At 51.5% G+C, this 23995-nt stretch carries 20 protein-coding genes and 2 rRNA genes; 4 read left to right on the top strand and 18 right to left on the bottom strand.

Features of this window, described 5'->3' with window-relative positions; translation table 11 throughout:
• Positions 1-123: 123 nt before the first annotated feature.
• The 3 genes from OHJ21_RS24820 to OHJ21_RS24810 form a co-directional block, all read right to left on the bottom strand.
• Complete coding sequence (locus OHJ21_RS24820; protein ID WP_394059059.1) at positions 124-1110, bottom strand: sensor histidine kinase; 987 nt, start codon at positions 1108-1110, stop codon at positions 124-126.
• 9 nt (positions 1111-1119) lie between these two features.
• Positions 1120-1812 carry a response regulator transcription factor gene (locus OHJ21_RS24815; protein WP_100540276.1) on the bottom strand — a complete coding sequence of 231 codons (693 nt, stop codon included), beginning with the start codon at positions 1810-1812 and terminating at the stop codon, positions 1120-1122.
• Positions 1813-1874: 62 nt separating this feature from the next.
• A complete protein-coding gene (locus OHJ21_RS24810; protein WP_326116280.1) occupies positions 1875-2609 on the bottom strand; it encodes an acyl-[acyl-carrier-protein] thioesterase in 735 nt (244 codons plus the stop codon).
• A gap of 196 nt (positions 2610-2805) precedes the next feature.
• On the opposite strand from OHJ21_RS24810, the gene OHJ21_RS24805 reads away from it, so the two are divergent.
• Complete coding sequence (locus OHJ21_RS24805) at positions 2806-3063, top strand: GlsB/YeaQ/YmgE family stress response membrane protein (protein WP_006208269.1); 258 nt, start codon at positions 2806-2808, stop codon at positions 3061-3063.
• 171 nt (positions 3064-3234) lie between these two features.
• Here OHJ21_RS24805 and OHJ21_RS24800 read toward each other — a convergent pair whose 3' ends face one another.
• Positions 3235-4128: an SDR family oxidoreductase gene (locus tag OHJ21_RS24800; protein WP_486021424.1), complete on the bottom strand. Its 894-nt coding sequence runs from the start codon at positions 4126-4128 to the stop codon at positions 3235-3237.
• A 130-nt stretch (positions 4129-4258) separates the two neighbouring features.
• Between OHJ21_RS24800 and OHJ21_RS24795 the strand changes: the two genes are divergently transcribed.
• Complete coding sequence (locus OHJ21_RS24795; protein ID WP_326117464.1) at positions 4259-5212, top strand: helix-turn-helix transcriptional regulator; 954 nt, start codon at positions 4259-4261, stop codon at positions 5210-5212.
• Positions 5213-5401: 189 nt separating this feature from the next.
• Here OHJ21_RS24795 and OHJ21_RS24790 read toward each other — a convergent pair whose 3' ends face one another.
• From OHJ21_RS24790 to OHJ21_RS24735, 12 genes are all read right to left on the bottom strand, one after another.
• On the bottom strand, positions 5402-6373 hold the full coding sequence (locus OHJ21_RS24790) for a ring-cleaving dioxygenase (RefSeq protein ID WP_486021423.1): 972 nt from the start codon (positions 6371-6373) through the stop codon (positions 5402-5404).
• A 335-nt stretch (positions 6374-6708) separates the two neighbouring features.
• On the bottom strand, positions 6709-8307 hold the full coding sequence (locus tag OHJ21_RS24785; RefSeq protein WP_326116271.1) for a response regulator transcription factor: 1599 nt from the start codon (positions 8305-8307) through the stop codon (positions 6709-6711).
• A gap of 25 nt (positions 8308-8332) precedes the next feature.
• The gene (locus OHJ21_RS24780) at positions 8333-9676 is read right to left on the bottom strand and encodes an ABC transporter substrate-binding protein (RefSeq protein WP_486021422.1); all 1344 of its coding nucleotides are present in this window, start codon (positions 9674-9676) and stop codon (positions 8333-8335) included.
• Between the two features lie 16 nt (positions 9677-9692).
• The gene (locus OHJ21_RS24775; RefSeq protein WP_100540269.1) at positions 9693-11414 is read right to left on the bottom strand and encodes a cache domain-containing sensor histidine kinase; all 1722 of its coding nucleotides are present in this window, start codon (positions 11412-11414) and stop codon (positions 9693-9695) included.
• An 80-nt stretch (positions 11415-11494) separates the two neighbouring features.
• Positions 11495-12358: a carbohydrate ABC transporter permease gene (locus OHJ21_RS24770; RefSeq protein WP_100540268.1), complete on the bottom strand. Its 864-nt coding sequence runs from the start codon at positions 12356-12358 to the stop codon at positions 11495-11497.
• Positions 12355-13311, bottom strand: coding sequence for a carbohydrate ABC transporter permease (locus OHJ21_RS24765; protein WP_100540267.1), 957 nt, complete (start codon positions 13309-13311; stop codon positions 12355-12357). Before OHJ21_RS24765 ends, OHJ21_RS24770 begins: the two co-directional genes overlap by 4 nt.
• A 114-nt stretch (positions 13312-13425) precedes the next feature.
• Positions 13426-14775 (bottom strand): ABC transporter substrate-binding protein, encoded by a 1350-nt coding sequence (locus OHJ21_RS24760; protein WP_100540266.1) that lies wholly within the window; start codon positions 14773-14775, stop codon positions 13426-13428.
• Positions 14776-15102: 327 nt separating this feature from the next.
• A complete protein-coding gene (locus OHJ21_RS24755; RefSeq protein WP_207797535.1) occupies positions 15103-16083 on the bottom strand; it encodes a ketoacyl-ACP synthase III in 981 nt (326 codons plus the stop codon).
• A gap of 175 nt (positions 16084-16258) precedes the next feature.
• The gene (locus OHJ21_RS24750) at positions 16259-17575 is read right to left on the bottom strand and encodes an MBL fold metallo-hydrolase (RefSeq protein ID WP_486021421.1); all 1317 of its coding nucleotides are present in this window, start codon (positions 17573-17575) and stop codon (positions 16259-16261) included.
• Positions 17572-19215 (bottom strand): ABC transporter permease, encoded by a 1644-nt coding sequence (locus OHJ21_RS24745; protein WP_486021682.1) that lies wholly within the window; start codon positions 19213-19215, stop codon positions 17572-17574. Before OHJ21_RS24745 ends, OHJ21_RS24750 begins: the two co-directional genes overlap by 4 nt.
• Before the next feature lie 86 nt (positions 19216-19301).
• Positions 19302-20369 (bottom strand): ABC transporter substrate-binding protein, encoded by a 1068-nt coding sequence (locus tag OHJ21_RS24740; protein WP_486021420.1) that lies wholly within the window; start codon positions 20367-20369, stop codon positions 19302-19304.
• A gap of 22 nt (positions 20370-20391) precedes the next feature.
• A complete protein-coding gene (locus OHJ21_RS24735; protein ID WP_486021419.1) occupies positions 20392-21429 on the bottom strand; it encodes an ABC transporter ATP-binding protein in 1038 nt (345 codons plus the stop codon).
• Between the two features lie 173 nt (positions 21430-21602).
• Here OHJ21_RS24735 and OHJ21_RS24730 point away from each other — a divergent pair, with 173 nt between their 5' ends.
• On the top strand, positions 21603-22508 hold the full coding sequence (locus tag OHJ21_RS24730; RefSeq protein ID WP_207797534.1) for a LysR family transcriptional regulator: 906 nt from the start codon (positions 21603-21605) through the stop codon (positions 22506-22508).
• 172 nt (positions 22509-22680) lie between these two features.
• Positions 22681-23541: a hypothetical protein gene (locus tag OHJ21_RS24725; protein WP_486021418.1), complete on the top strand. Its 861-nt coding sequence runs from the start codon at positions 22681-22683 to the stop codon at positions 23539-23541.
• Positions 23542-23693: 152 nt separating this feature from the next.
• Here OHJ21_RS24725 and rrf read toward each other — a convergent pair.
• Both rrf and OHJ21_RS24715 read right to left on the bottom strand, forming a co-directional pair.
• Positions 23694-23810, bottom strand: a 5S ribosomal RNA gene (gene rrf / locus OHJ21_RS24720).
• A gap of 66 nt (positions 23811-23876) precedes the next feature.
• A 23S ribosomal RNA gene (locus OHJ21_RS24715) occupies positions 23877-23995 on the bottom strand; the annotation flags it as partial.

Here is a 23995-nt window from a genome sequence, read left to right as displayed (position 1 = left end):
TCTGATTGACCCTACTCGGCGCCTAAATCCATACTGTTATTTTAATTTTAAACAGCCAACAACCTTACTTAACATCATAAGCCATCGCCAGTCAGACGCCAACAGGACTACTTGTCCCGAGTCTCACCCCGAGAAAATCAACCTCACGGTCGTTCCTCTCCCCGGCTCGGATTCCAGCTCGATTCGATGGTTCATTTTATGGACGACCTCCTTGACGAGATACAAGCCCATGCCGGTGGATTCCTTCAGCTTGCGCCCGTTTTCCCCGGTATAGAACGGATCGAACACCCGCTTCATGTCGGATTTGGGTATGCCCATCCCCCGGTCCGTGATCTCCAACACAACATGGCGGCGATCCTCGCTCCGGTGGGCTTGGATCGTCACTTTCAGCCCGGTACCGGCGGAATATTTGATGGCGTTGGACAGCAGCTGCAGCATGATGAACCGAAGCCACTTGGCATCCGTCTGGACGGTGAGATCCGAGTCTATTCGCACTTCCGGATACACATGGCTGTGAATAAAGTAGCGCTTGTTCTCGTGGACCGTTTCGACTGCAATCTGATGAAGCTTCACGGGCTCCACGCTGAAATCCTGTTCAAAGGTTTCGAGCCTGGACATGTAGAGCACCATCTCCAGCCCGCGCCGAATCCGATCAGACTCTTCGGATATACTCTTGAAGGAATCGTTATCATCCTCTTGCGTGATCATCTCAATGACGGACAGCGGCGTTTTCATCTGATGCACCCATTGATTCATGAAGATCATATGCTCTTTCCGTCGGCGCTCCCACTCTTCCATGACCGTGCGGTATTGACGGTACTGCTCTTCCATCAGCTCGCTAAGGGCCGTAGGCAGTGGGGCCGATTCATTATGCTTGATCGATTCCTCCAGCGACCTGATGGGCTGTGACAGCCGCTCATAGAATTCCCGGTGCGTGAAATACCGGAATGCCAGGTATCCGCCAAGAATGGTCAGACCGAGGAATACCGCATAAGCCGCTGTCACCGGATGATCATAACCGTCATACCAGAATACGAGCAGCACCACGAACAACGCGGCGACCGTAAATAAAATCAAGGGCAGTTGCTCACGCCAAAATAGCTTTTTCATAGCCTTACCTTACCTCTTCCAAACCGTGTGCAGCCGATACCCGGAGCCGCGGATCGTTTCCAGCGCATTCTCAATCCCTAACTCCGCAAGCCGTTTGCGCACCCGGTTAATATTCACGCTGAGCGTATTATCGTCAACGAACGTATCATCCCACAGCTTCTCCAGAATCGTCTCGCGCGTCACAAGCCGGGGGCTCCGGCTCAGTAGCGTTTCCAGAAGGATTGTTTCTTTTTTCGTGAGTATGGATGTCCGGTCCTCGAGAATCAGCTCCATCCGTTCGGGATACAGGACCAGCCCGTCCTTCTCCACCGTACGCTCGGCGGATGCTGCCGCATAATCGCCATATACGCGGCGCAGCTGGCTGTGGATTTTGGCGATGACGATATCATAAGCAAACGGCTTGGTGATATAATCATCGGCGCCGTTCTCCAGCGCCCGTAACTGATCGGGGGTCCCGTTCCGAGCGGATATGAAAATAATCGGACAGGTGGATACCGATCTGATCTGCCGGCACCAATAATATCCGTCAAAGCTTGGCAGATTCACGTCAAGCAGAACGACATGCGGCTTTATCTCGTGGAATTGCTCCAGCACATGATCGAAATCCTCGATGATTTTCCCATCATTTCCGTACCGTTCGATATGCGATTGCAGCAGCCCCGCCAGCTTGGGGTCATCCTCAACAATCATAATTTTGTACATCCGTTCTCCCTCCATGAAGCGTCAGGCGCCCTTTCCCTTCCGAGAAGAATTTGCCTGATGGTTTATGATTCCCTAACGATAGCCGCTTCAAAAAAGTTGGTCCCATCCGGCGATATGCCCTGTACGTACACCCGATTGTTCTCTTCGACCGAACGTCTGATCAGCATCGTATCCTTCAGCCTGGCCTCGTTATGATATGTAATCTTGAAGCCGGTCACCTGCCCTTCCCGAAGCTCCTGCACATCCAGCACGTCAAAGCACAGGTCTGCATAACGGGCATTATTCAAATGACCATTCGTATCGATTCCACTGTACCGGACCATATACGTGTACGCCTCATCCAGCTGTACTCCTTCCGGCAATACGGCTTTGCTTGGCAGTTCACCAACCGTTTCCTGACCGATCGGCACCTCGAATGGAAACATGGACGGACGCAAAATTTTCCGTTTATGAATATCCACGAGCGCCCATACCGAGCGGGCTTCGCCCAGCATTTCGCCATCACCGTTCTTTATTCGATAATCCCGATGCCACAGCGCTCCTTTAGACCCGCGGCTCCAAGTGTCAACATATACGGTTTCCATATCCCTTGGCATCCGCTGCATATTAAGCTCCAGTGTAATCAGCATCCAGCCCATTCCCCGCTCGATCATCTCCTCGCGACTAATCCCGAGCGCCTCAATATGCCGGTCAGCCGCTCTTTGCAAAATACTGAGCAGCGAAGACCAACGGCAATCCCCTTTAAAATCTGCATCAACCGATTGAATCGTATATTCTTCTATCCATTTCTCAACCATGCGTCCCATGCCAGCTCCTTTATTATTTTCAACCTCAGAATAATTCAAGCATAATCAAAAGCCCCGCATTTATCAAAGAATGTCATGGTATTTCGACTACTGGAAAAAAGTGATTTCATCATCATCCGGTTTAAAAGTCACGTCTTTGGTTAATAGTAAGGCACAAACAACTATAACTTATACGAGGTGATAAACAATGAGTTTTCTTTGGTCATTAATCGTTGGTGGTATCATTGGTTGGATTGCAGGCTTGATTATGGGCAGAGACATTCCCGGCGGTATCATCGGTAACATCATTGCTGGTTTTGTCGGTGCTTGGCTGGGTGGACTTCTGCTTGGATCTTGGGGACCGGAAATGGGAGGATTCTTCATCCTACCTGCTCTGATCGGCGCCGTCGTGCTTGTCTTTATCGTCAGCCTGATCATGGGTTCGATGAGACGCGGCCGTTCCTAACTTGATTGACCTGGATTCTTGGCTTTCATGATGCGAGTTACCGGCAACTGCACGATCCAGATCACCCAACGGTATTCGCGAATGAACCGATAAAATCCACAACAAAACAGGGTGACCTATTTGCCATCATGGCGGTAGGTCACCCTGTTTTTACATGCTCCCCTTTCTTTTTTAAGTAAGAGGAAGTCCTTGCTTCTTCGCATAATTGCCCCAATGCGGCCTGCGTCCGTCGATGTCGCTAAACCCGTATTCATCCGATAAATCCCAGCTGGTTAGCGCCTTGCCGCTCTTGTCGTCAACACTGGGGTCGGCTGCAAGCGCCGCAATGCCCTGCGCCAGGAAATAGGGGGTCTCCGACTCGATGAAATGCGGATCTTGCGCTGCGGCATCCTGCCAATTGTCTTCCGTCACGCCAAAGTGATCCAGCATTTGTTCGGAACGCAAAAATCCCGGCGTAACGGACAGTGCCGTTACCTGATAGGGACGCAACTCCTCCGCCATGGCTGCAGCCAGGTGGATCGCCGAAATTTTTGCCAGGCTATAATACAAGTTCCCGCGATATCGATACGTAGATCCATCCGTAACCTCAATGACCAATCCCCCACCGTTCTCCACCATAAGCGGAACACCGTAATAACTGGTGATCATGTGCGTGGTAACCGCTCGTTCCTGCATCAGCAATCCATCGGACAGAAACTGCTCCCAGAACGGGATATTCCAGTGCGTGAGGTTCTCGCCTCCCCATATATCATTGACAAGGATGTCAAGCCGTCCTTGCTGCTCCTCACGAATCCGTTCAAACAATGCCTTTACTTGCTCCTCCACCGTATGGTCACATTGCACGGCGATGCCGATTCCGCCTCGCTCTGTCACCATATCCGCCGTGTCGTCAATCGTCTCGGACCGCTTGATATCCGATACCTGACCCCGTACGCTCCGTCCTGTGCAATAAACCGTTGCCCCAGCGGCGCCCAGCATCACCGCAATGGCGCGGCCAGCCCCTCGGGTGGCTCCGGCAACAACGGCTACTTTTCCTTGTAATGGCTTATGATCATTCTTATTCATAGCGAGACCTCCAACCTGTATACTGAATGTTCTCAACATCCTTATCGTATCAGTCATATATGACATCCCTTGTCTTATATCCGTGCTACAATACAATTATCTTCTACAGATATTAAAGAGGTGACATGACTTGAGGGCGGATCGTCTATTGTCCATTATGCTGATGCTCCAGAACGGAGGTAAGAAGAATACCCGGTATTTGGCGGAGCAGCTCGAGGTATCGGAACGAACGATCATACGCGATATGGAAAGCTTAAGCTCGGCGGGTATTCCCGTCTATGCGGAAAGAGGCTCCCTCGGCGGTTGGGTGCTGGAGGAGAGCTATCGAACGAACCTGACCGGGATGACGCCTGACGAGCTTATCTCCCTGCTAGTCTCCAGTCACAGCCCGCTGATCGGGGATTTGGGAATCCGCAAGCAGTTTGATGCAGCATATCAGAAATTGTTGGCCTCTTCCCCGCGCTCCATTCGGCAGGATGCCGAAATTATTCGGGAGAAAATCCATATTGATGGCGCAGGCTGGCACTCCTACCATGAATCCCATCCGTATCTTACCGTGCTTCAGGAGGCGCTATGGCTGGATCGTATCATCCGAATACAATATATGAAGGGGGAGGAGCGGGCCGAAAGAATCATTCATCCGCTGGGGCTGGTTGCCAAACGCAGCACCTGGTATGTGGTCGCGGAATCCGAAGGCGAGCTGCGAACCTACCGTGTATCGAGAATCGTGGATGCCGTCATGTCCGAGGATACCTTCGAGCGCCCGGCTGATTTTAATCTAGCTGAGTATTGGGAGGAGTCGCTGGCACGGTTCATGCAGAATCTCCCGCAGTATCCGGCACAGGTTCGAATGACCGTTTCTCTGATCAAACGCTTTGAGCGGGAGCGATACGTAAAAATAATCCGGTGCGACTTGGAAAGTCAGCACGACGGATGGGTTGAGGCCGATTTGGAATTCAACACCTTGGAATCGGCTTCGGCATTTCTTCTAAGCTGCGGAGCGGAAATCGAGGTGATTGCTCCGCAGGAGCTGCGCGAGCATGTCAGCACAGCCGCAAAAGCCATTTCACGGCTGTATGAATAGATCATAAGAAAAACGCCTACCGACGTACTTTTGCAGATGACAGACCGCAGTTAGACGAAGTTTTTCTTGCGATATCAGGAAGTCCACCTTCGAAGTTTATACTTCTGATATCTATAAAAAAGCACCAGGCAACCGCCCCGAAATTGGAGGCTTGCCTGGTGCTCTTTGCTTCGTTGATATGAGCCATCATTATTGAATGGTGTGGAGAGGCTTTAGGTTGGCTTCAATCTGTTCCCGCTTCGGCTCCAGGAACGGCGGCAGCGCAAGGGATTCGCCGAGATGATCGATATGCTCATCCGTGTCAAAGCCCGGACCGTCGGTGGCCACCTCGAACAGAATACCGTTAGGTTCCCGGAAATACAAGGAACGGAAGTAGAAGCGATCGACAAATCCTGAATTCGAAAATCCAACATCGCCAATCCGATCAATCCAGGACCGGAGCTCCTCCTCGTCCTCGACGCGGAATGCAACGTGATGAACGCCGCCCCGGCCAAGCCGTTCCTGCGGAAGGTCCGTTCGTTCCTCCACGTGCACTTCCGCTCCCGTACCGCCTTCTTCTGTCTCAAAGACCAGGATATCCGGCTGCCCGTCAACTGGCGAAGCATAGTGCCCTTTGTAGCGGAAGCCCATCAGCTCCGTTAATACCTTCACGGTCTGCACCGGATTAGGCACGGTCAGCTGCACCGGACCTAAACCGATGATAGCGTATTCCGCCGGAACCGGACCCTTTTCCCATGGGATGCCCCCAGGAACTCCCTCATTATGTTCATCCGAAACCAGAATGATGCGCTGCCCCTCGAAATCCCTGAAGAGAAGTGTTAATCGGCCGGCGCGTTCCTTGATCTCCTCGCGTTCTACCCCGTGTTCATCCAGCCGCCGGGTCCAGTATTCCAATGCGCGGTCACTGGGCACGCGCAGGGATGTTGCCGAAATGCTGTTGTTTCCCTCACGGGTCCGGCCGGCCATCGGAATTTCGAAGAAGGTAAGCTCCGTCCCGGGGTTTCCTTTTTCGTCGCCGTAAAACAGATGGTATACCGACACATCGTCCTGGTTCACCGTTTTCTTAACCAAACGCATGCCAAGCACCTTTGTATAAAATTCGAAGTTGCGCGAAGCCGCAGCCGTTAACGCGGATACGTGATGAATTCCTTTAAACTTCATGACTTCAACCTCCATCTATATGATTTATTCGTCATTAATGAAACCTTGGTAACCATCCTAGGCACCTGTCCTGTTTGGATAAACGCCTTATTCGAAAAAGCAGCTTCATCCTTGCTTCTTTAACTTATCTTGTGTATCTGTTGCTTAATCTCAGTTTAGTATTTAAACCTTAAATCGTCAAGTCTTAATATTAAGATATTTAAAATAAAAATAACAGAGCTCCCTTTTTCCCTGATCAAACCTGAAAAAATGGATCTGTTATTCATTCCCTGCTGTACTGAAACCTATCCTCATAGGATTGGCCAATTAACACCACGAACAAGGCATAAGCCTCTTTATGTCTTGGATATCGCCTCTTCGCGATACTCGGAGGGCGTTTTCCCTGTTATTTTCTTGAATACCTGCGTGAAATATCGAGGATCCTGATACCCTACCAGCGGCGCTACCTGGTATACCTTCACATCCGTATTCAGCAAAATGCTCTTGGCCTTCTCGATCCGGCATTCCGTTAAGTACTCCAGAAACGTATATCCCGTTGTGGCCTTAAACAGGGTACAGAAATGGCTGATGCTCAAATCCGCCAGCTCCGAAACCTCTTCAATGCTGAGATCCTTCTGATAATTTTCCGCGATATAATCCTTGGCCTTACCCATAACGGCCTGGACATTGTCCTTGGCCTGCCCCGACCGGCTCTCGGCAATCCATTTGCTGAAATGGCTTTTAATGACATCCATCAGCTGCTGAAGGGTGCCGGATGCATGAAGCTCCTGCAGCAATTCCTCCAGCGACCACTCAAACAGCACCTTCATATGCTCAAACTGCCGATACAGCACAACGCTCATCTCCAGCAGCACCCGCTCGGTCATTTCCCGGCTGAAGGCATGCTCCTCGATATAAGCCTTGGTCTCGTCAAAAAGCTCCAGCAGCCGCTCCTTGTGAAGCGTGCGGATGCTTTCCACCATGAGCGACTCGAGATGCTTCGGATACTTCGCTTCGCTGGCCGTTTCCATGACGGAATCGGGAGTCCCGACAAACACACCCTCTTCCCCGGAATAGAACCGCTGGTATAACGCGCGGACCGCCGTCTCATAAGCCGTTCCCAAGCGGTCAATCCCGGCCATACTGGGACTGAAGCCGACCGAGCAGGACAGCTTCGTATTCCGCTTGATCAATTGCACCAGATCCCGGCCGATGACCTCCTGCCGCTCCCTCGTCAGGTTCGGAAACAGCAGCACCCATTCCCCGCTACGGAAAGGAAATACCGTTAACCCGCCATGCTGCAAGGACCATTCCTCAAGGACGTTCCGTACGGCAAACAGCCACAGGCGCTTCTCGTCCATGCTCCATGACTCGTTAAGCCGCAAGTAATGATCCAATTGAATGACGGCCATCGTGTATCCATGCTCCAGCTCGCTGTCCTCCAGCCACTGCATATGCTGCAAGGGGCTTCGGTTCCCCTCGATAAATTCCGTCAGCATCCGCTCCCGGGCCAGCAGCGATAGAACCTTGATCGAGTGCAGCATTTGGTCATCCGCAATCTGCTTCTCCAGGGCTCTGGCCGCCTTGGCTATCGTCTCCGTCAGCTCATCATGATCGATCGGCTTCAGCAAGTAATCGAATGCCCCTTCGCGCAGCGCTTCCCTTGCGTATTCGAATTCACCGTACCCGCTAATAAAAATAATGATCCGCCGTGCCTGATCCGCCTTCAGCTCCTTCATGAGCGTAATGCCATCCATTCCCGGCATCCGAATATCGCTGATGATCATATGCGGCGACACTTCACGCGCCAGCTTCAGAGCGCTGTCCCCTGTCTTAGCCTCCCCTACGACTTCCAGATCCAGCTCATCCCAGGGAATGGCTGCCCTTAGACTGCGCAGAATGATCGGCTCATCATCAACCAGAATGACTCTGAATTTACCGTCCGATCCGCCCATGATGTTCCCCCCCTGTCTCTTTTGGTTACTCCGGCACCGTGTTTCGCCTAAGCTGCCAATAGCGCACCGAGGCCTTCTGAATCTGTTCCAGTGCGGCGGCAGCTTGCGTCCGTCCTCCAATCATATCCTCGATCACTTTAAGGAATAAACGGTTCACCTCAGGTGACAGCTTGTTATCGTATGGCAAAAACGTACTCGTGGATTCCTCCATCAATTCCGTGACCTGGGCAAACACCGGCCCGGTTTTGTTTGAATCATAGGCAATCTTCATCGAAGGAACGCGGAGCCCTTCATACACCAGCCGTGTCTGCACCTCTGGGGTATAGAACATGCCCAGCAGCTCCAAAGCCGCTTGCTTTTTTGACTCATCCAAATCCGATGACAGCCCGATCCCGATCGTGTATCCGCCTGCCAAGGACCGTTCTTCGCCGGGAAGAAGGGAGGGAAAGGGAATGACGCCTACCTCATTCTGAAAATCCGGATGATCCTCATTCCGGAACAGCGTGATATCCCAGCTGCCGTTCAGATACATCGCCGCCTTTCCTTCGGTGAACTGGGCTATCGCTTCTTCCGTGGAAATATTATTTGCGTTCGGACTGAACGCTTCTGCGTTGATCCACGACTCCAGCTGCTCAAACGCCTCCAAATACGACTCATGCACAAAGCTGACCTGATCCTCTCCTTCAACCAGACGGTCAATCAGCTCCGGGCCCGCGTACCGATCCATGAAATAATGCGCAAAAATCCCTGCCGGCCAGCGGTCTTCGTTCCCAAGCGCAAAGGGAATAATATCGTTCTCGCGAAGCTTCCGAATCACCTCATTCAGCTCATCCAGCGTCTTCGGAGGCTCCAGGTCCAGCTGACGGAATAAAGCCCGATTATAATAGATCGGCTCCGCGTGCCCCTCAAAAGGCAGACCGTAAATCCGATTGTTGAAGGTCCAATGGTGCAGATCCTTGAATTTATCTTTCAGACCGGTATCCTGCAAAAAATCCGTTAAATCCATCAGCCGGTTGGATCTGGCATAGGGCACGATCTCGGCTCCGCCGAACAGGACAAACATATCCGGCGGCGTACCGGTGACCATCTCGCTCTTCAGCTTTTGTTCCCGGTGAATCGTTTGATCGATGCTTTCAAAGTTCACCTTTACATTTGGATGCGCTTTCTCATACGTGCGAACAATGCTCTCGAATATGGCCAGCACCGGTCTGTCATGCTCCTTGTTCCAGAAATGCCGAAACGTCAGCGTAATTTTCTCGGGCTGTTCCTCCCGGGCCGGTCCCTGACTCTGCACCGTAACCCACGCGACAGACAGCGCCAACAGAGTGGCATATCCGACAATCCAGCCCCAATTCCAAAACCATCTCACTCTGCAGCACCCCCTGTCATGTCAGTATTTTCGGTATTCGGATTCGTATCAAGGAGCCGTAACCGGGCGAGGAACAAATCATCAATCCGTAACGGCTGCCAAACCGGATCCGCAGCCTTTCATGTACATTCTTCAGACCGACCCCGTTCTCGCGATACTTCTTTAGTTGTCCCGGGTCCGTATTCCATAGCTTGATCAGCGTTTCCGGATCAAAGCCCGGACCGTTGTCCTCCACATCGATCACGATATCCTCGCCGTCCTCGGACACCCTGATTGAGATCAATCCGCTTTCCTCCATCGGCTCAATCCCGTGATATAAAGCGTTCTCAACAATCGGCTGAATAATCAGCTTTTGTGTAACGTAGTGCCTCAGTTCATTCGGAAGCTCAATGCCGTAATCGAATTTTTCCTCAAATCGGAATTTCTGTATCCGCATATAATGCTGGACATGTTCCAGCTCCATGCTGACCGGTATGAGCTCATGATGCTCGCTGATGCTGATGCGAAGCAGCTTACCAAGGGAGACCACCATCTTGCTGATATCCTTGTTTCCCTGAAGCACGGCCATCGAATTAATCGATTCCAGTGAATTGTATATAAAATGCGGATTGATCTGAGCGACCAGCGCCTGCATCTCCGCTTCCTTTTTCCGTGCTTGTTCCGTCTCAACCTGTCCGATCAGCTCCTGAATCTGCGTGCTCATCCGGTTAAAGCCGTCAATTAACAGATCCGTCTCGTCCTCCGCCACTTTATGCGATGGGATCGGAACGAAGATACCCTGCTTAACGCGCTTCATCCCGTTTACCGCGCTGATGATGCTGCGCACCATTCTGCGCACAAAAAAACGGTCGAACAGAAATGCCGACACGAGCGAGATCAATCCCAGAATCAAGGCCAGATTACGAATCGAGACCGATTCGGCCGAGATGAGTTTGCTTGGTGTGATGGCGACCAGAAACCATTCTTTATTGTGAGAAGGAGAATACGTGATCAGCGATTTTTCATCTGCATATTGATCGATATAATAGCCTTTTCCATTCGTATAGCTATCCGACAGAAACGGGAATGCCGTCCGCTCCCCGATATGCCCGCCTGACTTGCTGAACACGATCCGCCCCTGCTTGTTGACCAGCAAAATATCCCCCTGCTTCAGCGTTGCCGCCTCCCAGAATACCTGATCGAGCAGATCCGGCTTCACATAAATCACGACGGTCCCGATATCCTCCAGCGAGTAATAATCCTTAATGACTCTGGATTGAATCAAAACGGGAGAACCGGATGCCGCAGAGCCGTTCTCGCCTGGACCGACCCATACAGGGCGCCCTTCCGCCTTCTCCACCGATTCATACCATTCCTGGTGCCTCAGCTCCTGAAGCTCCATTCCGCTATTCGTATGATAAAGCAATTGGTCGTTCGAATAAAAGGCAAACGACGCAATCATCGGATGATTGATCAAATTGTTGATCTCCTGCCGCTGCTCGTAGGTAACTGCGTATTCCGGCTGCTTCAGCATCTGCTGAACCGACTGCTGGGTGATCGCCGAGTTCGAAATCGTCGTGATTTCATTCAAGGCGAACTTCAGCTTCCGATCCGTTTCCAGAAGCGAAATCCAGTAAAAATCATTCGACTTCTTCTCCATCGCTTCCGAGAAGCTGTAATAAGATACCCCGCCCAGCGCGATGACCGGAATGAAGACCAGAAGAATAATAGCCAGCAATATCTTTCGGCGGAGTTTCATGGATCCTTCCTCCCTCCACTCTACTATGTCTATTATTCTTCATGACAGCCCGCATTCCCTGTAGGACATCACCCCGCATGTTAACTTTTTATCGCGCCTGATGTCAGACCCGCGATGACATAGCGGCTGAACAATAGAAACACAATGAGAAGCGGCAGCGTAGCCGTGAAGGTAGCGGACATGATCATCCCGAAATCAAGGCCGTCCTTATTGGTGAACAATTGCTGCAGCGCAATTTGAATGGTGTAATTTTCTCTGTTTTTCAATACGACAAGCGGCCAGAAGAAATCATTCCACACATTCATGAAATTCAGAATTCCCAGTGTAGCCATCGCCGGTGTTACCACAGGAATAGCTATGTTCCAGAAAATCCGGAAATGTCCGCCGCCATCGATCCGCCCCGCTTCGATCAGCTCGGTATGAACGGCAGAAGCGATGTACTGCCTCATCCAGAAAATGCCGAAGGCATTGACCATAGCGGGCACGATCAACGCCTTGTAGCTGTCGATCCAGTGCAGCTTGGCCATGATGACGTACTGTGGAAGCACGCCCAGTTGGGCAGGCACAAGCATCGTGGCAATGACAAAGACAAACAGCGTCTTCTTTAATGGGAACTCATACTTGGCAAAAGCATAACCCGCCAGCGTACAGAGGAACACAACGGACAAGGTCACGGCCGTAGACACCACGACCGAGTTCATCAACGCCCTGAAAAAATCCGTTCGCTCCAGCACGCGCGCGAAGTTATCCAGAAACTGCGTGCCGGGCGTAAGCAGCGGCGGAATATGAAATGCCGCATCCTTATCATTCGTAGCCACGACAAACATCCAGTAGAACGGGAAGATCGAGACCAGCGCGCCAAGGATCATGAAGAGGTAGAAGAAAAATTTAGCGACAACACCGGGTTCATCCGGTTTTTTTCGGCTTATGGCGACTGTGCTCATGCTTTTTTACCTCCCGTATCTTTACCTTCTCGGCCCAGCATCATATTTAACACCGAGAATAGAATGGTGGCGATAAACAAGAGGACCGCCGTTGCCGCTGCCGTACCGAAAAATCCGTTCTTAAATGCTTCATTATACAGATAAGTGACCATCGTTACCCCTTCCTGACGCGTAGAACCCGTGCCGGACTGACCAAGGAATACATAAGGCTCCGTAAACAATTGGAGCGCGCCAATCGTTGATACCAAGGTAACAAACAGAATGAATGGCCGAAGAAGCGGCAGCGTGATATAAAGCAGCTGTTGGCCTCGGGTGGCGCCGTCGATTTTGGCCGCTTCATAAATGTCGGTCGGAATGCTCTGCAGCCCCGACAGAAAAATAATGGCGTTATAACCCATCCAACGCCACATAACCATGGTCGATATCGCGATTTTGACTCCCCACCAGCCGGAGTTGAACGGTACGCTTTCCGCACCGAAGGTGTTCAAGAGCCAGTTGACCATCCCGTTGTTGCCGAACATCGTACTGAACACGAGCGTCACGGCAACGATGGAGGTGATGTTCGGCATGAAATACAGAATGCGGAACGTATTCTTGAATTTGTTCAAGGCCGAGTTGAGCATAACCGCCACAAATAAGGCCACAATCAGCTGCGGCACGGTTCCCATCAAAGCCATAATGAGTGTGTTGCTAAACGCGATCCAGAAGGTCGGGTCGCTTGTAATAAGCTCATAGTTCTTGAAGCCGACGTATTTCATCGGTCCAAGCGCGTCCCACTTGAAGAAGGATAAATAGATGGTAAAAAGAATCGGATACAGGCCAAAAATTGCGAACAATATGAAAAATGGCGATATGAACGTATAGGCCGTAAACCGGCTGCGCACGGTCTCCGTCAACAAGCGCCGCCTTTGCGGCACCGGCTTCGGCGATTCTGCCGTTGCTGTGTCTGCCATGATGCACCTCCAGGTAGGTAAGGATAAATCCGAATCCGAGCGAAGAGAGCTTCCTCCCAACTCGGATTCGGACGGATTGCGGGATGAACGTGCTAGCGAGGAATGATCCTTTTCCTAGCTGCGATCAACCAGCGTCTTGATTTGTTTCATGGCGCTTTCCCATTCTTTTTGCGGGTCGGCTTTTTTCTCCAGTACGTTTTTGAGCGCGTTCTTGATGATCGTGTCGGTCTGGTCATGAAGCGGTCCGTAGTAAACCGGCTTGATGCGTTCCGCCGATTTGGCATACGCTTCGGAAATCACCTGGCCGCCGAAGAATTCATCCTTCTCCTCCGTGAACGAAGGCTCGCTGTACACCGCCGGGATAGACGGGAACAGGCCGCTGTCCTTGAACGATTTCAGCTGATTCTCCTTGTTCAGCACCCACGAGATGAATTCGTAGGCTTCCTTCGAATGCTTGCCTTCCTTCGGCAGGGTCAGGAACGAACCGCCCCAGTTGCCTGCTCCTTCAGGAAGCTGGGCAATCTGCCATTTGCCTGCGGTATCCTTGGCATTGCGGATCGTGCCGGCAATCCAAGCCGGGCCGAGCATGACGCCAAAGTCTCCATCATTGATCGCTTTTTGCCATTCAGGAGACCACAGAATCCAGTTGCCGATCCAGCCTTCCTGAATTCCTTTTACCGTAAAGTCGTAAGCTTTTCTCACTTGCGGGTTCGTATCTCCGATAAAGGAGCCGTCCTCTTTGTTGAAGTAGATTTGATCCGGGGACTGGTCGCGTACCCCGTTATATACCAGGTCCGTCAAGTCGGCGAACGGTTTTCCTGTTTTGCTTGTGAACTCCTTGGCTACGCTGGCGAATTTGTCCCATGAATCAATCGCTGCGCTAAACCCGTCCGGATCCGTCGGCAGTCCGGCTTGCTCAGCCAGATCCGTACGGTAATAGACGACCGTAGGGCCGATGTCTGTTGGCAAACCAAGTTGGAAGGTGCCGTCAACCGATGTGGCCTGCTTCCATTTCCACTCCAGGTAGTTGCCTTCTAAGTCTTTGGCGCCGAGATCGTACAGATTGTAGAATTTATCCTGGTTGTTGATAAAACGCTCCATAAACGCGATTTCCAATTGGAAAATGTCAGGCGCGCCCGAGCCAGCGGACAATGCTGTCGTCAGGTTGTTGTGATGTGCGGTTTGGTCCGACGTATTCTGGAATTTGAACGTGATGTTCGGATGTTCTTTCGTGTATTCCTTCGCCAGATCTTCATAGTTGGTCGTTCCCAGCGACCAGAAGGAGAGCTCGATTTTCTCTGTGGACTCTGTTCCTTCTTTCGTATTGTCCGTCCCTTCACTGCTGCCTCCCCCCGGAGATTCAGCCGTACTGCTTCCGTTGCCGCCACCGCCTCCACATGCGGCCAGCGTGAACACCATGATGATACTCAGGAGCAGCAAGCTCCATGATTTAAACCTTTTCATTCTTCTACCCCTCTTCCATGAAACGTATTTTTCCTCTTTAGTCTAATGAAAGCGGCGCCAAATTTTGAGGTGGTAAACTTTCGAATTTGAGTTGAATTTATTACGATTCAGGTTCGTTCATCCAAAAATCGCAGCACAAAAAAACCGCATATCGAATGTCGATAGCGGTCTTATGGATTAACATGATGAATCTCTCGCGTTGGATCAGCACTTCGTCAGTCGGATTATTCCTCCGGTTCGTGGACCATTACTGTGAGTCCCGCTTCCTCCGGAGTCATCCGCTTCTCCATAATCGGTGGTTCGTTCCATCGTTTTCATGTCACGATTTTATATCGTCCATTTTACGATAGAGCCGGCATAGGTCATTCCCCCGCCAAACCCATAGAGTAGGGCGTGGTCTCCCGCTTTCAGCCGTCCTTCATCCACCGCCAGCTGGAGTGCAAGCGGAATGGAGGCTGCCGACGTATTCCCGCGGTACTCGACGCTGGTTAAGGTGCGGTCCATTGTAAATGGCCCCCGCTCGTTAATCGCTTCAATCATGCGAAGATTGGCGCTATGCGGGACAAACCAATCCACTTCTTCTGCGGTCATGCCTCCTTTGGACAAAAGGGCACGGACGCCGTCCGGAATGTTCCGAATGGCCCACTTATAAATTTCACGCCCATTTTGAACAAGGCAGCCGCTCTTTAATTCCGTGCCGTCCATTTGCTCGGAGAGCGCTGTTTTATACAGATGAATGCCGCCTTCGCCAAAAGTGCCCGATACGGAAGCTATCACACTTGGGGATTCCTCATCTTTCTCCAACAATACGGCACCGGCGCCATCCCCAAACAATACGCATGTCGTTCGGTCGGTGTAATCCGTAATCTTCGATAAGGTCTCTGCACCGATAACCAGAATCTTACGGTAGGCTCCTCCGGATATTAATCCGTCAGCCATCTGTAGTGCATATACAAATCCCGCACAAGCGGCATTCAGATCCAGCGCACCCGTGCTTGCAATGCCCAGCTTCGATTGCACCCGGGAAGCTGTACTGGGAAAAGAATACTCCGGCGTGCTTGTGGCCACAAGAATCATATCGGCATCCCGCACGGTAACGCCGTACCGATCAACCATATCCTCTACAGCCTTGATGGCAAGATCCGACACGTACTCATGCGGGGCAGCAATCCGTCGTTCCCTCATGCCTGTTCGCTGCACAATCCACTCATCACTCGTTTCAACCATCTTCTCTAAATCCGCATTGGTTAATATCCGTTCAGGAACATAGGTCCCGATTGCCGTCATTCTTGATTTTGATTGGCTCATCATTCACACCTCCAAGTTTATAGTTATTATATCACCAAGTACTAGTACTTGGTACTAATTTATTTTTATAACTGTTCATTACAGCCTTCACCAACTTCACCTACATCTAAACACACAACAGCCATTCCACAAAAAAACCTTTATCGCTGGAGCGATAAAGGTACTCTAATCACGTCTAAAAGTATACTTCCTCACCAGCCGACATGGAATAAATGTGGAGGTTGGGGTCCGATGCTTCCTCTGTCAGACAGTCTCGTAACCGGTCCGTTTCTCCTTTGTCTGCATGGACGAGTACGGTATGCAGTGCCGGAACGCCGGTTATCATCTGGCGCACGTCCGCCAGGCCCTGGTGTACCTTATACCTGATTTTCATGACAGAGCAGACACCGTACGATGCCGGATGTTGGAGGAGGCGATGTCCAAAGGTCCCCTTGGAAACATGACCTGTGAGCAGAACCAGATTCCGGGTATCGCCCGACATCTGGTGATAGTACCACTGCGCCAGATTCGACTGCATCATCCCATCGGTTACGAACCATAGCGATGCCCCGTGTTTCTGGAGCAAGGACTTACGTTCCGCCTCACTAGCGGGTATGATCCAATCGTTCCGGTTCAGTAATGACTCCAGCTGATCCCTCATTCCCTGATCGGATTCCTGGCTGCGAAGCCACTCCGAACGTCCAAGCAGTCGCTTCATCCCTTCGATCAGCGGCGCTTCGATCACGATCGGCACATGGCCCCAATTCCTGTATGCCCATAGGATCATTTCCTGCCCTCGGCCGGCGGCCGGCACCGGTAATAATACCTTCCCGCCGGTTTGCAGCGTGCTCTCAATCTTTTGTTCCAATTGCTTCAGTTTATCGGCCTGTGAATTAGCGTCGGTCCCGTAAGCCGCATCCACTATAGCCAGATCCAGCAGCATGGAAGAGGGCTTGTCTACCAGCGCTGGGCTGTCATCCTCAAGCAGCAGCGATTCCGATGTGTAGTCGCCAGAATAGAAGATCCGTTTTCCTTCAGCCTGTACGAAAAACCAAACAGCCCCCACCATATGGCCGCTTCGTCCCCACATGATCTCTACGCCCGGAAGCGCCTCAAACCACGTCAACTTCTCCGCCTCTTCCTCCAGATACCGGTAGCGGATCGCCAACTGATCTTCATCCATAAAAGGAAGCTCTACGCCTGCCCTTGCCGTGTACTCTTTCCAGGAGGCAAAGTAGGCCGTTAACTGGACTGCCGTCTCCCGGGTAGTCCATACCTCCCCTTGATAGCCAAGCCGGTACAGGAGCGGAATCGCCACCGAATGATCCTCGTGGGCATGCGACAGAAACACGGCATCCAGCTTCGGCACCTGTTCTTGCTGGATCATGGGATAGTCTCCCGATCCTTCCTTCTTGACGCCGCAATCCAGCAGCAAACGAACCTGGCTGCCGCTTAGTAAATAGGCGGAGCGGCCATGCTCGCCTGCACCGCCCCACACTGTCAGTTTCATCATGATGCATTCCACTTTCTTTTAGAATTCATAGCTTCGACCAGCAGCAACAGCAGCACCGTCATGCCGACGGAGACAACGGCCATCGCCATCCCGAGAGATACCTGTCCCTGCTCAAACTGGGCAAATATATATGTAGCCGATGTCTGCATCGATGGGGGCAGAATGAGCAGTGATCCGACCAGCTCCCGTGACGCAATCGTGAAGGTCATGATCCATCCTGCCAGCATGCCGGGCATAATCAGCGGCAGCAGAATCCGCCGCAGTATAAGCAGAGGACCGCCTCCAAATACCTGCCCCGCCTGAAACAGAGTACCGTCAACCTGCGTAAAGCTGGCCTTCACGTATTGCACCGTATATGGAAGGAACAGCACGACGTACGTCAGCACGACCATCCCGTAGGTATTGTAGAGCGTAACCGGCATCCATGGCGCATTCCAGAGGAGGATCAAACCGACCACCATCACAATGCCGGGTACCGTATTCGGCAAGAGGCTTAACAGATCAATGACCCGCTGCATCCGTGCCTGGGACTTGCCTATCGTCAGGGCAAAGCCGGTACCGAGCAGAACGGCAACCGTAGATGCTGCAAGCGACAGACCCAGACTGTTACCAAGCGCTTTCTGGCTGACCGATCCCCAGGACAGCAATTCCTTGTAATGGGCAAACGTCAGATTATCCAAGGATAATCCGGCTCCCCGGAGCTTCATCAAGGATGCCGCAATGACAGAAAAATAAGGAATGCCGACAGACAATATCAGCAGCAAACCGATGTATAGAGCGCAGACGACGCCTTTGCTGCCGCGCAGCGAATATCTTTTGGAGCGTTGACCTTTGCCACCGACAAGACGATAGGTAAACCTCCGGCTGATCGTAGACTGCATGTACCACATCACCAGACAAACCGACAGCAGGACCGACGCGAGCGAGGTCGCTTTACCGAAATCGATGGGCCAGCTTGAAATATATTTGTGGATCTCCGAGGTCATCACATAATAGCCAATGCGTCGACCGAACGTTGCCGGGGTACCGAATTCCGCAATAGTTTTGACGAACACCAGCATCGCGCCCATACCGTAAGAGGATAACAGCAGCGGCAATATGATTCTTCTAAACCGGTATCCTGCGCTTGCGCCATGAACCGCTCCGGCCTCTTCCAGATTACCGCCGATCCGGATCAGAGCGTCCCGCAGCAGCAGGTAGAGAAACGGGAACAAATGCAGACTCATGATCAGCACCATACCTCCGAAGCTGAAGAAGGAATCGCTCCATCTCGCTGCTCCCGGCAGCCACTGTTGCAAATATCCGCCCTTTTGCATAAACAGAATCCAGCCCATCGAACCGATATACGGCGGGGTCATGAACGGAATCATCAAAATCACGTCCACCCACCGATGCTGTCCCAACCGGGTTTTGGCCATCATCCAGGCGAGCGGCAGCGCGAGCAGTGTCGATCCTGCCACCACGCATATCCCCAGCCAGATGGATTGCAGCAAAATGCCGGACAGCTCATGACCGGCTATCGTTCGTATCGGCGCCAGCCAATCAAAGTGCTGATCTGGGTATACACTTTGCCAGAAAATAAGCAGCAATGGCACACCAATGCTTATAATAAGAAGAAAAAGGGCGAGAATAACGCCCATTTTTCGTAAAAATCGCTGACTGTCCATGATGACAGGTCTCACTGCGGTTCACCTCACATTGCCTTCCTGTGCTTCCTCTTATGCACTTACTTGAATACTTCGGAAAAACGTGCCGCCGTCTCATCCCCATGGTCATTCATCCAAGCCCAATCCACTTTAAACACCGGAATATCCTTCAGATTGGTCCGGCCTTCGGCCTCCACATCCTCACGGCCCGGAATCAGATAGGCATCCGCCACCAGCTTCTGCGCTTCGTCAGACAGCAAGTAGTCAATGAAAGCCTTGGCATTATCCACGTTCGGGCTGGATTTCAAAATCGCAGCCGGTCTCGGACTCACGACGGTTCCTTCTTCCGGATATACAATGTCAAGCGGCTCGCCTTTGGCTTTGGCCGAATACGCCATATAATCCACGCCTGCGGCAACCAAACTCTTGGCACCGGTGATCACAGGGTCCAGTGCTTCTTGGTTCGCTCCTGCCATAGCCGTGCCATTGGCTTTATAATTCTCGAACAGTTCCCAGCCTGCGTCGCCCTTCACGCTCAAATAGCCCGTGATAAAATCCAGCGCCGATCCCGACAGCGTCGGATCCGGAATATTGACCGCATCCTTCCACTCCGGCATCCCTAAGTCCGCCCAGCTTTGAGGCGGGGCCGAGACCAGATTGGTGTTGTATACAATCCCCAGCGCCGATGCGCTAGTGCTGAAATAGTTTCCTTCGGCGTCGGACCAATCCTTATTCAGCTTGTCAGCATTCGCGGCTTCAGGATAAGGCAATGTCAGCCCATCCGCCTTCAGCGCTTGTGCGGAGGGGAGAGATGCAAGAATGACCACATCCGCGACCGGATTCGATTTTTCCGCTTCCATCCGTGCCAAAATTTTGCCCGTTGTGCCTTGGAACATCTCTACCTTCACTCCGGTCTTGGCTTCAAAACCGCTCACGATATTGTCGGCAAGCTTTTGAGGGCCTGCGCTGTAGAGTACGAGCTTGCCTCCGACTTTCGTACTCCCCGATGCAGATGATTTGCCTGTATCTTGTGCCGGCATCGTAACTGAACCCCCATTTGGGGTACTGCCGCATCCAAACAGACTTAGGCTCATGACCGATGCCAGCAACAGCATCGCGCTTTTTCTCCGTAATTTCAATTGACTCATTTCTCCCCAACTCCCCTTCATCTTAGCCTGCAGCAGCAGGCGTGTGTTTTGTAGTATTTTGTTGCATGCTCGTGTTCGTATCATGACTTGGTCCTTCACCCATCCGGCAGATCGTATGTGGAGACACGTACAGATTCACGCGTTCTCCGACTGGTACCCTCTTGTCCAGGAAAGCGGTCCATTTGTCCAAACCATCCACCTGTAAGCGTATTTCGTATCGCTCGCCGACATAACTCACGCTTAGCACGGTTGCCTGATAGCATACATCCTCCGAGCTTGTCCTGCTCCAGGTCACATGCTCCGGCCTCACCATGGAGTGATCGACGGTCAGCCAATTGGACTTGCCGATAAACGAAGCCACAAAAGGATGACTAGGGCTTTCATATATCGTTTCCGGGGTTCCACGCTGCAGGACCTCTCCCTTCCGCATGACCACGATTTCATCCGACATCGACATGGCTTCCACCTGATCGTGTGTAACATAAAGGGCAGTCAACCCCATATCCTTCACAAGCGACATCATTTCGATCCGCATTTCCTCCCTAAGCACGGCATCCAGCGCACTCAAAGGCTCATCGAACAGTACCAGTGCCGGACGGATCGCTACCGCTCTGGCAAATGCAACCCGCTGCTGTTGTCCACCGGACAGCTGATGCGGATAACGGTCCTCCATCCCCTCCAAGCGGACCATGGCCAGCGCCTCGGTTACTTTTTGCCTGAGATCCGTTTTAAGCTTGGCCGCTTTTAATCCAAAGGCAACGTTCTCGTATACCGTCATATGCGGCCAGAGGGCAAAATCCTGAAATACCATCCCGAAGTTGCGTTTGTGCGCTGGAACGTCAATCTTTTTGTGCACGGAGTAGATGCACCGGTCTTCCGCATAGATTTCTCCTCCGTCCGGCTGTTCCAGCCCGGCGATCATCCGCAGCAGTGTCGTTTTGCCGCAGCCTGACGGCCCGAGCAATGTGGTGAATTGACCATGACGCAGTTTTAAATCGGTAGGAAGCAACGCGGGTGTACCCTGAAATGACTTTTCAATGCCCCTGATTTCAATATCCACTTTCGATCCCAACCTGTCTTCTTAAGCTGTTTCCAGTGTAAGGGTTACGTTTAAGCGTTGTATTAGACTAATGTAAACTTGGAATTAACTTTTTGTTTGAATTCTGTTGATACTCATAGATTAAATCTATATAGAGAGCATAAATAAGGAATAACCAAGGGAGAGATATACGAATGAATCTGATGAAGCTGCAAATTGTGGAGCTGATCGACCGCCATCATCATATGACCAGCGTGGCAGAAATACTTGGCATTAAGCAGCCCACGGTTACTTTTCATATGAAGTCACTGGAAGAAGAACTGCAAGTCCGACTGTTCGAGTCCCGAAGCGGAAAAACATTTCTCACCGAGGCCGGACAAGCTCTGCTGCATTATGCAGTAAAAATTAACGCGCTTGCCAAGGAGTCGGAGCGTGTCGTCCGCGAATACGACAGCTTATATCGGGGAACGCTGCACATTGGAGCCAGTTATGTCCCTGCCACCTATCTGCTGCCCGCGATATTGAATACCTTTGCCCGTGAGTTTCCCGGCATACGGATCTCCTTATCCGTCAAGCCTTCACCGGTTATCCGCGACATGCTGGCACGGCACCAGATTGATCTGGGCATTATTTCATCAGAGCCCTTTACGGGTTCCAGTCTCCAGGCCGAGTCCTTGTGCAAGGATGATCTGACCCTAATATCTTCACCTGACCATCCGCTGGCAAAATCGGATTCGCTGCAGCCCGAGCAGATTATTCGCAGTCCCTTCGCCTTGCATGGAAGTGAATCCAGCACAAGGCAGCTGACCGACCTTTGGCTGGAGCAGCATGGTTTGCATATGCGGAGCCCGGTGGAGCTGGACTCGCTCGAAGCGATCAAGCAACTTGTGTTATTGGGGGACCATATTTCTTTCATGTCACGGATGGCGGTACAGCGGGAGCAGCAAGAAGGTGTACTGCACGTTATGCCGATTCCCGGCCACCGGGCATCCCGGCATATATACAGTGTCCAGAATAAAGACCGACTTCCCTCCGTACAAATTCAGCGTTTTCAAGAGGTCTTGCGCGAAGTGGGCACCCAATTGGAGCAGATCCTGTGATTAAGGGGAGTTTATGCTGTAAGTCAGATGGATAGATTAACAAAAAATGTATGTCGGTATTCAATAATTCTATACATATTTGATACATTCGCCATCCCCCGTTAACAACTCACAATTATTCAGCGTTTAAAGTAAGCTGTGTACCTAAATCCAGCTTATGGGAGTGATTGTATTGAGAAGATGGAAACAGCTGACGTTGTCTTTCATGGTAGGTTTCGCGGCTCTAGGAAGTGGATTCACCGGACTCCAGACAGCTGAGGTTTCAGCCGATGCCAATGCCGTGCCTTCGTATGAGGTGAAGTTCCTTGCCAAACCCGAAAGCGTACTGGAAAACGGCGAAAGCCTGCGGAGCGAAGTCATTCAAGCATTCGGACTGGCCGCTGTTCCCCAAGCGATCGGTGTAGCTTATTATGATACGGACAACCTGGAATTGGATGCTGAAGGCTGGAACGTCCGCTTTCGCAAAAAAGAGGACAAAGATAACTACGAGCTCACCTATAAGAAACGGTATCCCATCGTGAATGGAGATATTAACGCCGCGCTCAGCTTGGCGAACCAGGAAGGCTTTGATGCTTCGGATGACAATTACGAGGCCGAGATTGATTGGGGCTACGGCAAACAAACGCTTAGCTTCTCCAACACCAAGAAAATAAGCACGAATACAACCGGCACAACACTCCCGTCCGAACAAGACGCCTTGGCTTTACTGCTGGACAAACTCCCAGGTAAGCTCAAAAAATGGTCCTCCCCGAATTGGGGTGAACAAAAGCTCTCACAGTCCCGAATTCATGGACCGCTGACGTTCTACCGCTATGAAGGATCTTGGAATGGCCAGAAAATGAGCCTCGAAGTTTGGCCGATTCGCAATGCAGACGGCACAGGAACCGAGAATCTGATCGAAATCTCTTTTAAAACATCCGATGTCTCGGTTGCTTCCCAGCTTCGCTCAGAGCTTATGGATACCCTCGAGTCTAACGGTTGGCTGCTTCCCATGGACGGCTTGAAGACACAGCTGATCTTGGAAAGATATTAAGCTAAGAAAACATGTTAGAGAAGGAAGCTTATTAAGGTAAAGAAAAGAAGGGCCCCCCAGGGTACCCTTCTTTCTGATGATTCATGATTACTTTTTATGTGTAACAAAAAAGACCGCTATCGATGACTCGATAACGGTCTTTATGGTTGTTCGCTTGGCGACGTCCTACTCTCCCGGGACCCTTCGGTCCAAGTACCATCGGCGCTGGAAGGCTTAACGGTCGTGTTCGGTATGGGAACGCGTGGAACCCTTCCGCCATCGCCACCAAACGGCTCAGATGCTTGATCACCTGAAAACTAGATACGAAACGAATTTGCAGCACATTGAAATATTTTTTGGATAAGCCCTCGACCGATTAGTATTGGTCAGCTCCATGCATTGCTGCACTTCCACCTCCAACCTATCTACCTCGTCGTCTTCAAGGGGTCTTACTAGTTGGGAAATCTCATCTTGA

This window comes from Virgibacillus sp. LDC1, from assembly GCF_025792345.1.
Classification (GTDB): domain Bacteria; phylum Bacillota; class Bacilli; order Paenibacillales; family Paenibacillaceae; genus Paenibacillus_AQ; species Paenibacillus_AQ lautus.
The sequence above is the reverse complement of the archived record's forward strand: the minus strand, read 5'-3'. Positions and strand labels throughout refer to the sequence as shown.

Bases quoted from the DNA above. Each gene is read 5' to 3' on its own strand.
- OHJ21_RS24785 (WP_326116271.1), bottom strand. From the start codon at position 8,307: ATGGGCGGATCGGACGGTAAATTCAGAGTCATTCTGGTTGATGATGAG.
- OHJ21_RS24810 (WP_326116280.1), bottom strand. From the start codon at position 2,609: ATGGTTGAGAAATGGATAGAAGAATATACGATTCAATCGGTTGATGCA.
- OHJ21_RS24745 (WP_486021682.1), bottom strand. From the start codon at position 19,215: ATGGGCGTTATTCTCGCCCTTTTTCTTCTTATTATAAGCATTGGTGTG.
- OHJ21_RS24805 (WP_006208269.1), top strand. From the start codon at position 2,806: ATGAGTTTTCTTTGGTCATTAATCGTTGGTGGTATCATTGGTTGGATT.
- OHJ21_RS24760 (WP_100540266.1), bottom strand. From the start codon at position 14,775: ATGAAAAGGTTTAAATCATGGAGCTTGCTGCTCCTGAGTATCATCATG.
- OHJ21_RS24790 (WP_486021423.1), bottom strand. From the start codon at position 6,373: ATGAAGTTTAAAGGAATTCATCACGTATCCGCGTTAACGGCTGCGGCT.
- OHJ21_RS24820 (WP_394059059.1), bottom strand. From the start codon at position 1,110: ATGAAAAAGCTATTTTGGCGTGAGCAACTGCCCTTGATTTTATTTACG.
- OHJ21_RS24740 (WP_486021420.1), bottom strand. From the start codon at position 20,369: ATGAGTCAATTGAAATTACGGAGAAAAAGCGCGATGCTGTTGCTGGCA.
- OHJ21_RS24800 (WP_486021424.1), bottom strand. From the start codon at position 4,128: ATGAATAAGAATGATCATAAGCCATTACAAGGAAAAGTAGCCGTTGTT.
- OHJ21_RS24730 (WP_207797534.1), top strand. From the start codon at position 21,603: ATGAATCTGATGAAGCTGCAAATTGTGGAGCTGATCGACCGCCATCAT.
- OHJ21_RS24750 (WP_486021421.1), bottom strand. From the start codon at position 17,575: ATGATGAAACTGACAGTGTGGGGCGGTGCAGGCGAGCATGGCCGCTCC.
- OHJ21_RS24775 (WP_100540269.1), bottom strand. From the start codon at position 11,414: ATGAAACTCCGCCGAAAGATATTGCTGGCTATTATTCTTCTGGTCTTC.
- OHJ21_RS24755 (WP_207797535.1), bottom strand. From the start codon at position 16,083: ATGAGCCAATCAAAATCAAGAATGACGGCAATCGGGACCTATGTTCCT.
- OHJ21_RS24770 (WP_100540268.1), bottom strand. From the start codon at position 12,358: ATGAGCACAGTCGCCATAAGCCGAAAAAAACCGGATGAACCCGGTGTT.
- OHJ21_RS24815 (WP_100540276.1), bottom strand. From the start codon at position 1,812: ATGTACAAAATTATGATTGTTGAGGATGACCCCAAGCTGGCGGGGCTG.
- OHJ21_RS24765 (WP_100540267.1), bottom strand. From the start codon at position 13,311: ATGGCAGACACAGCAACGGCAGAATCGCCGAAGCCGGTGCCGCAAAGG.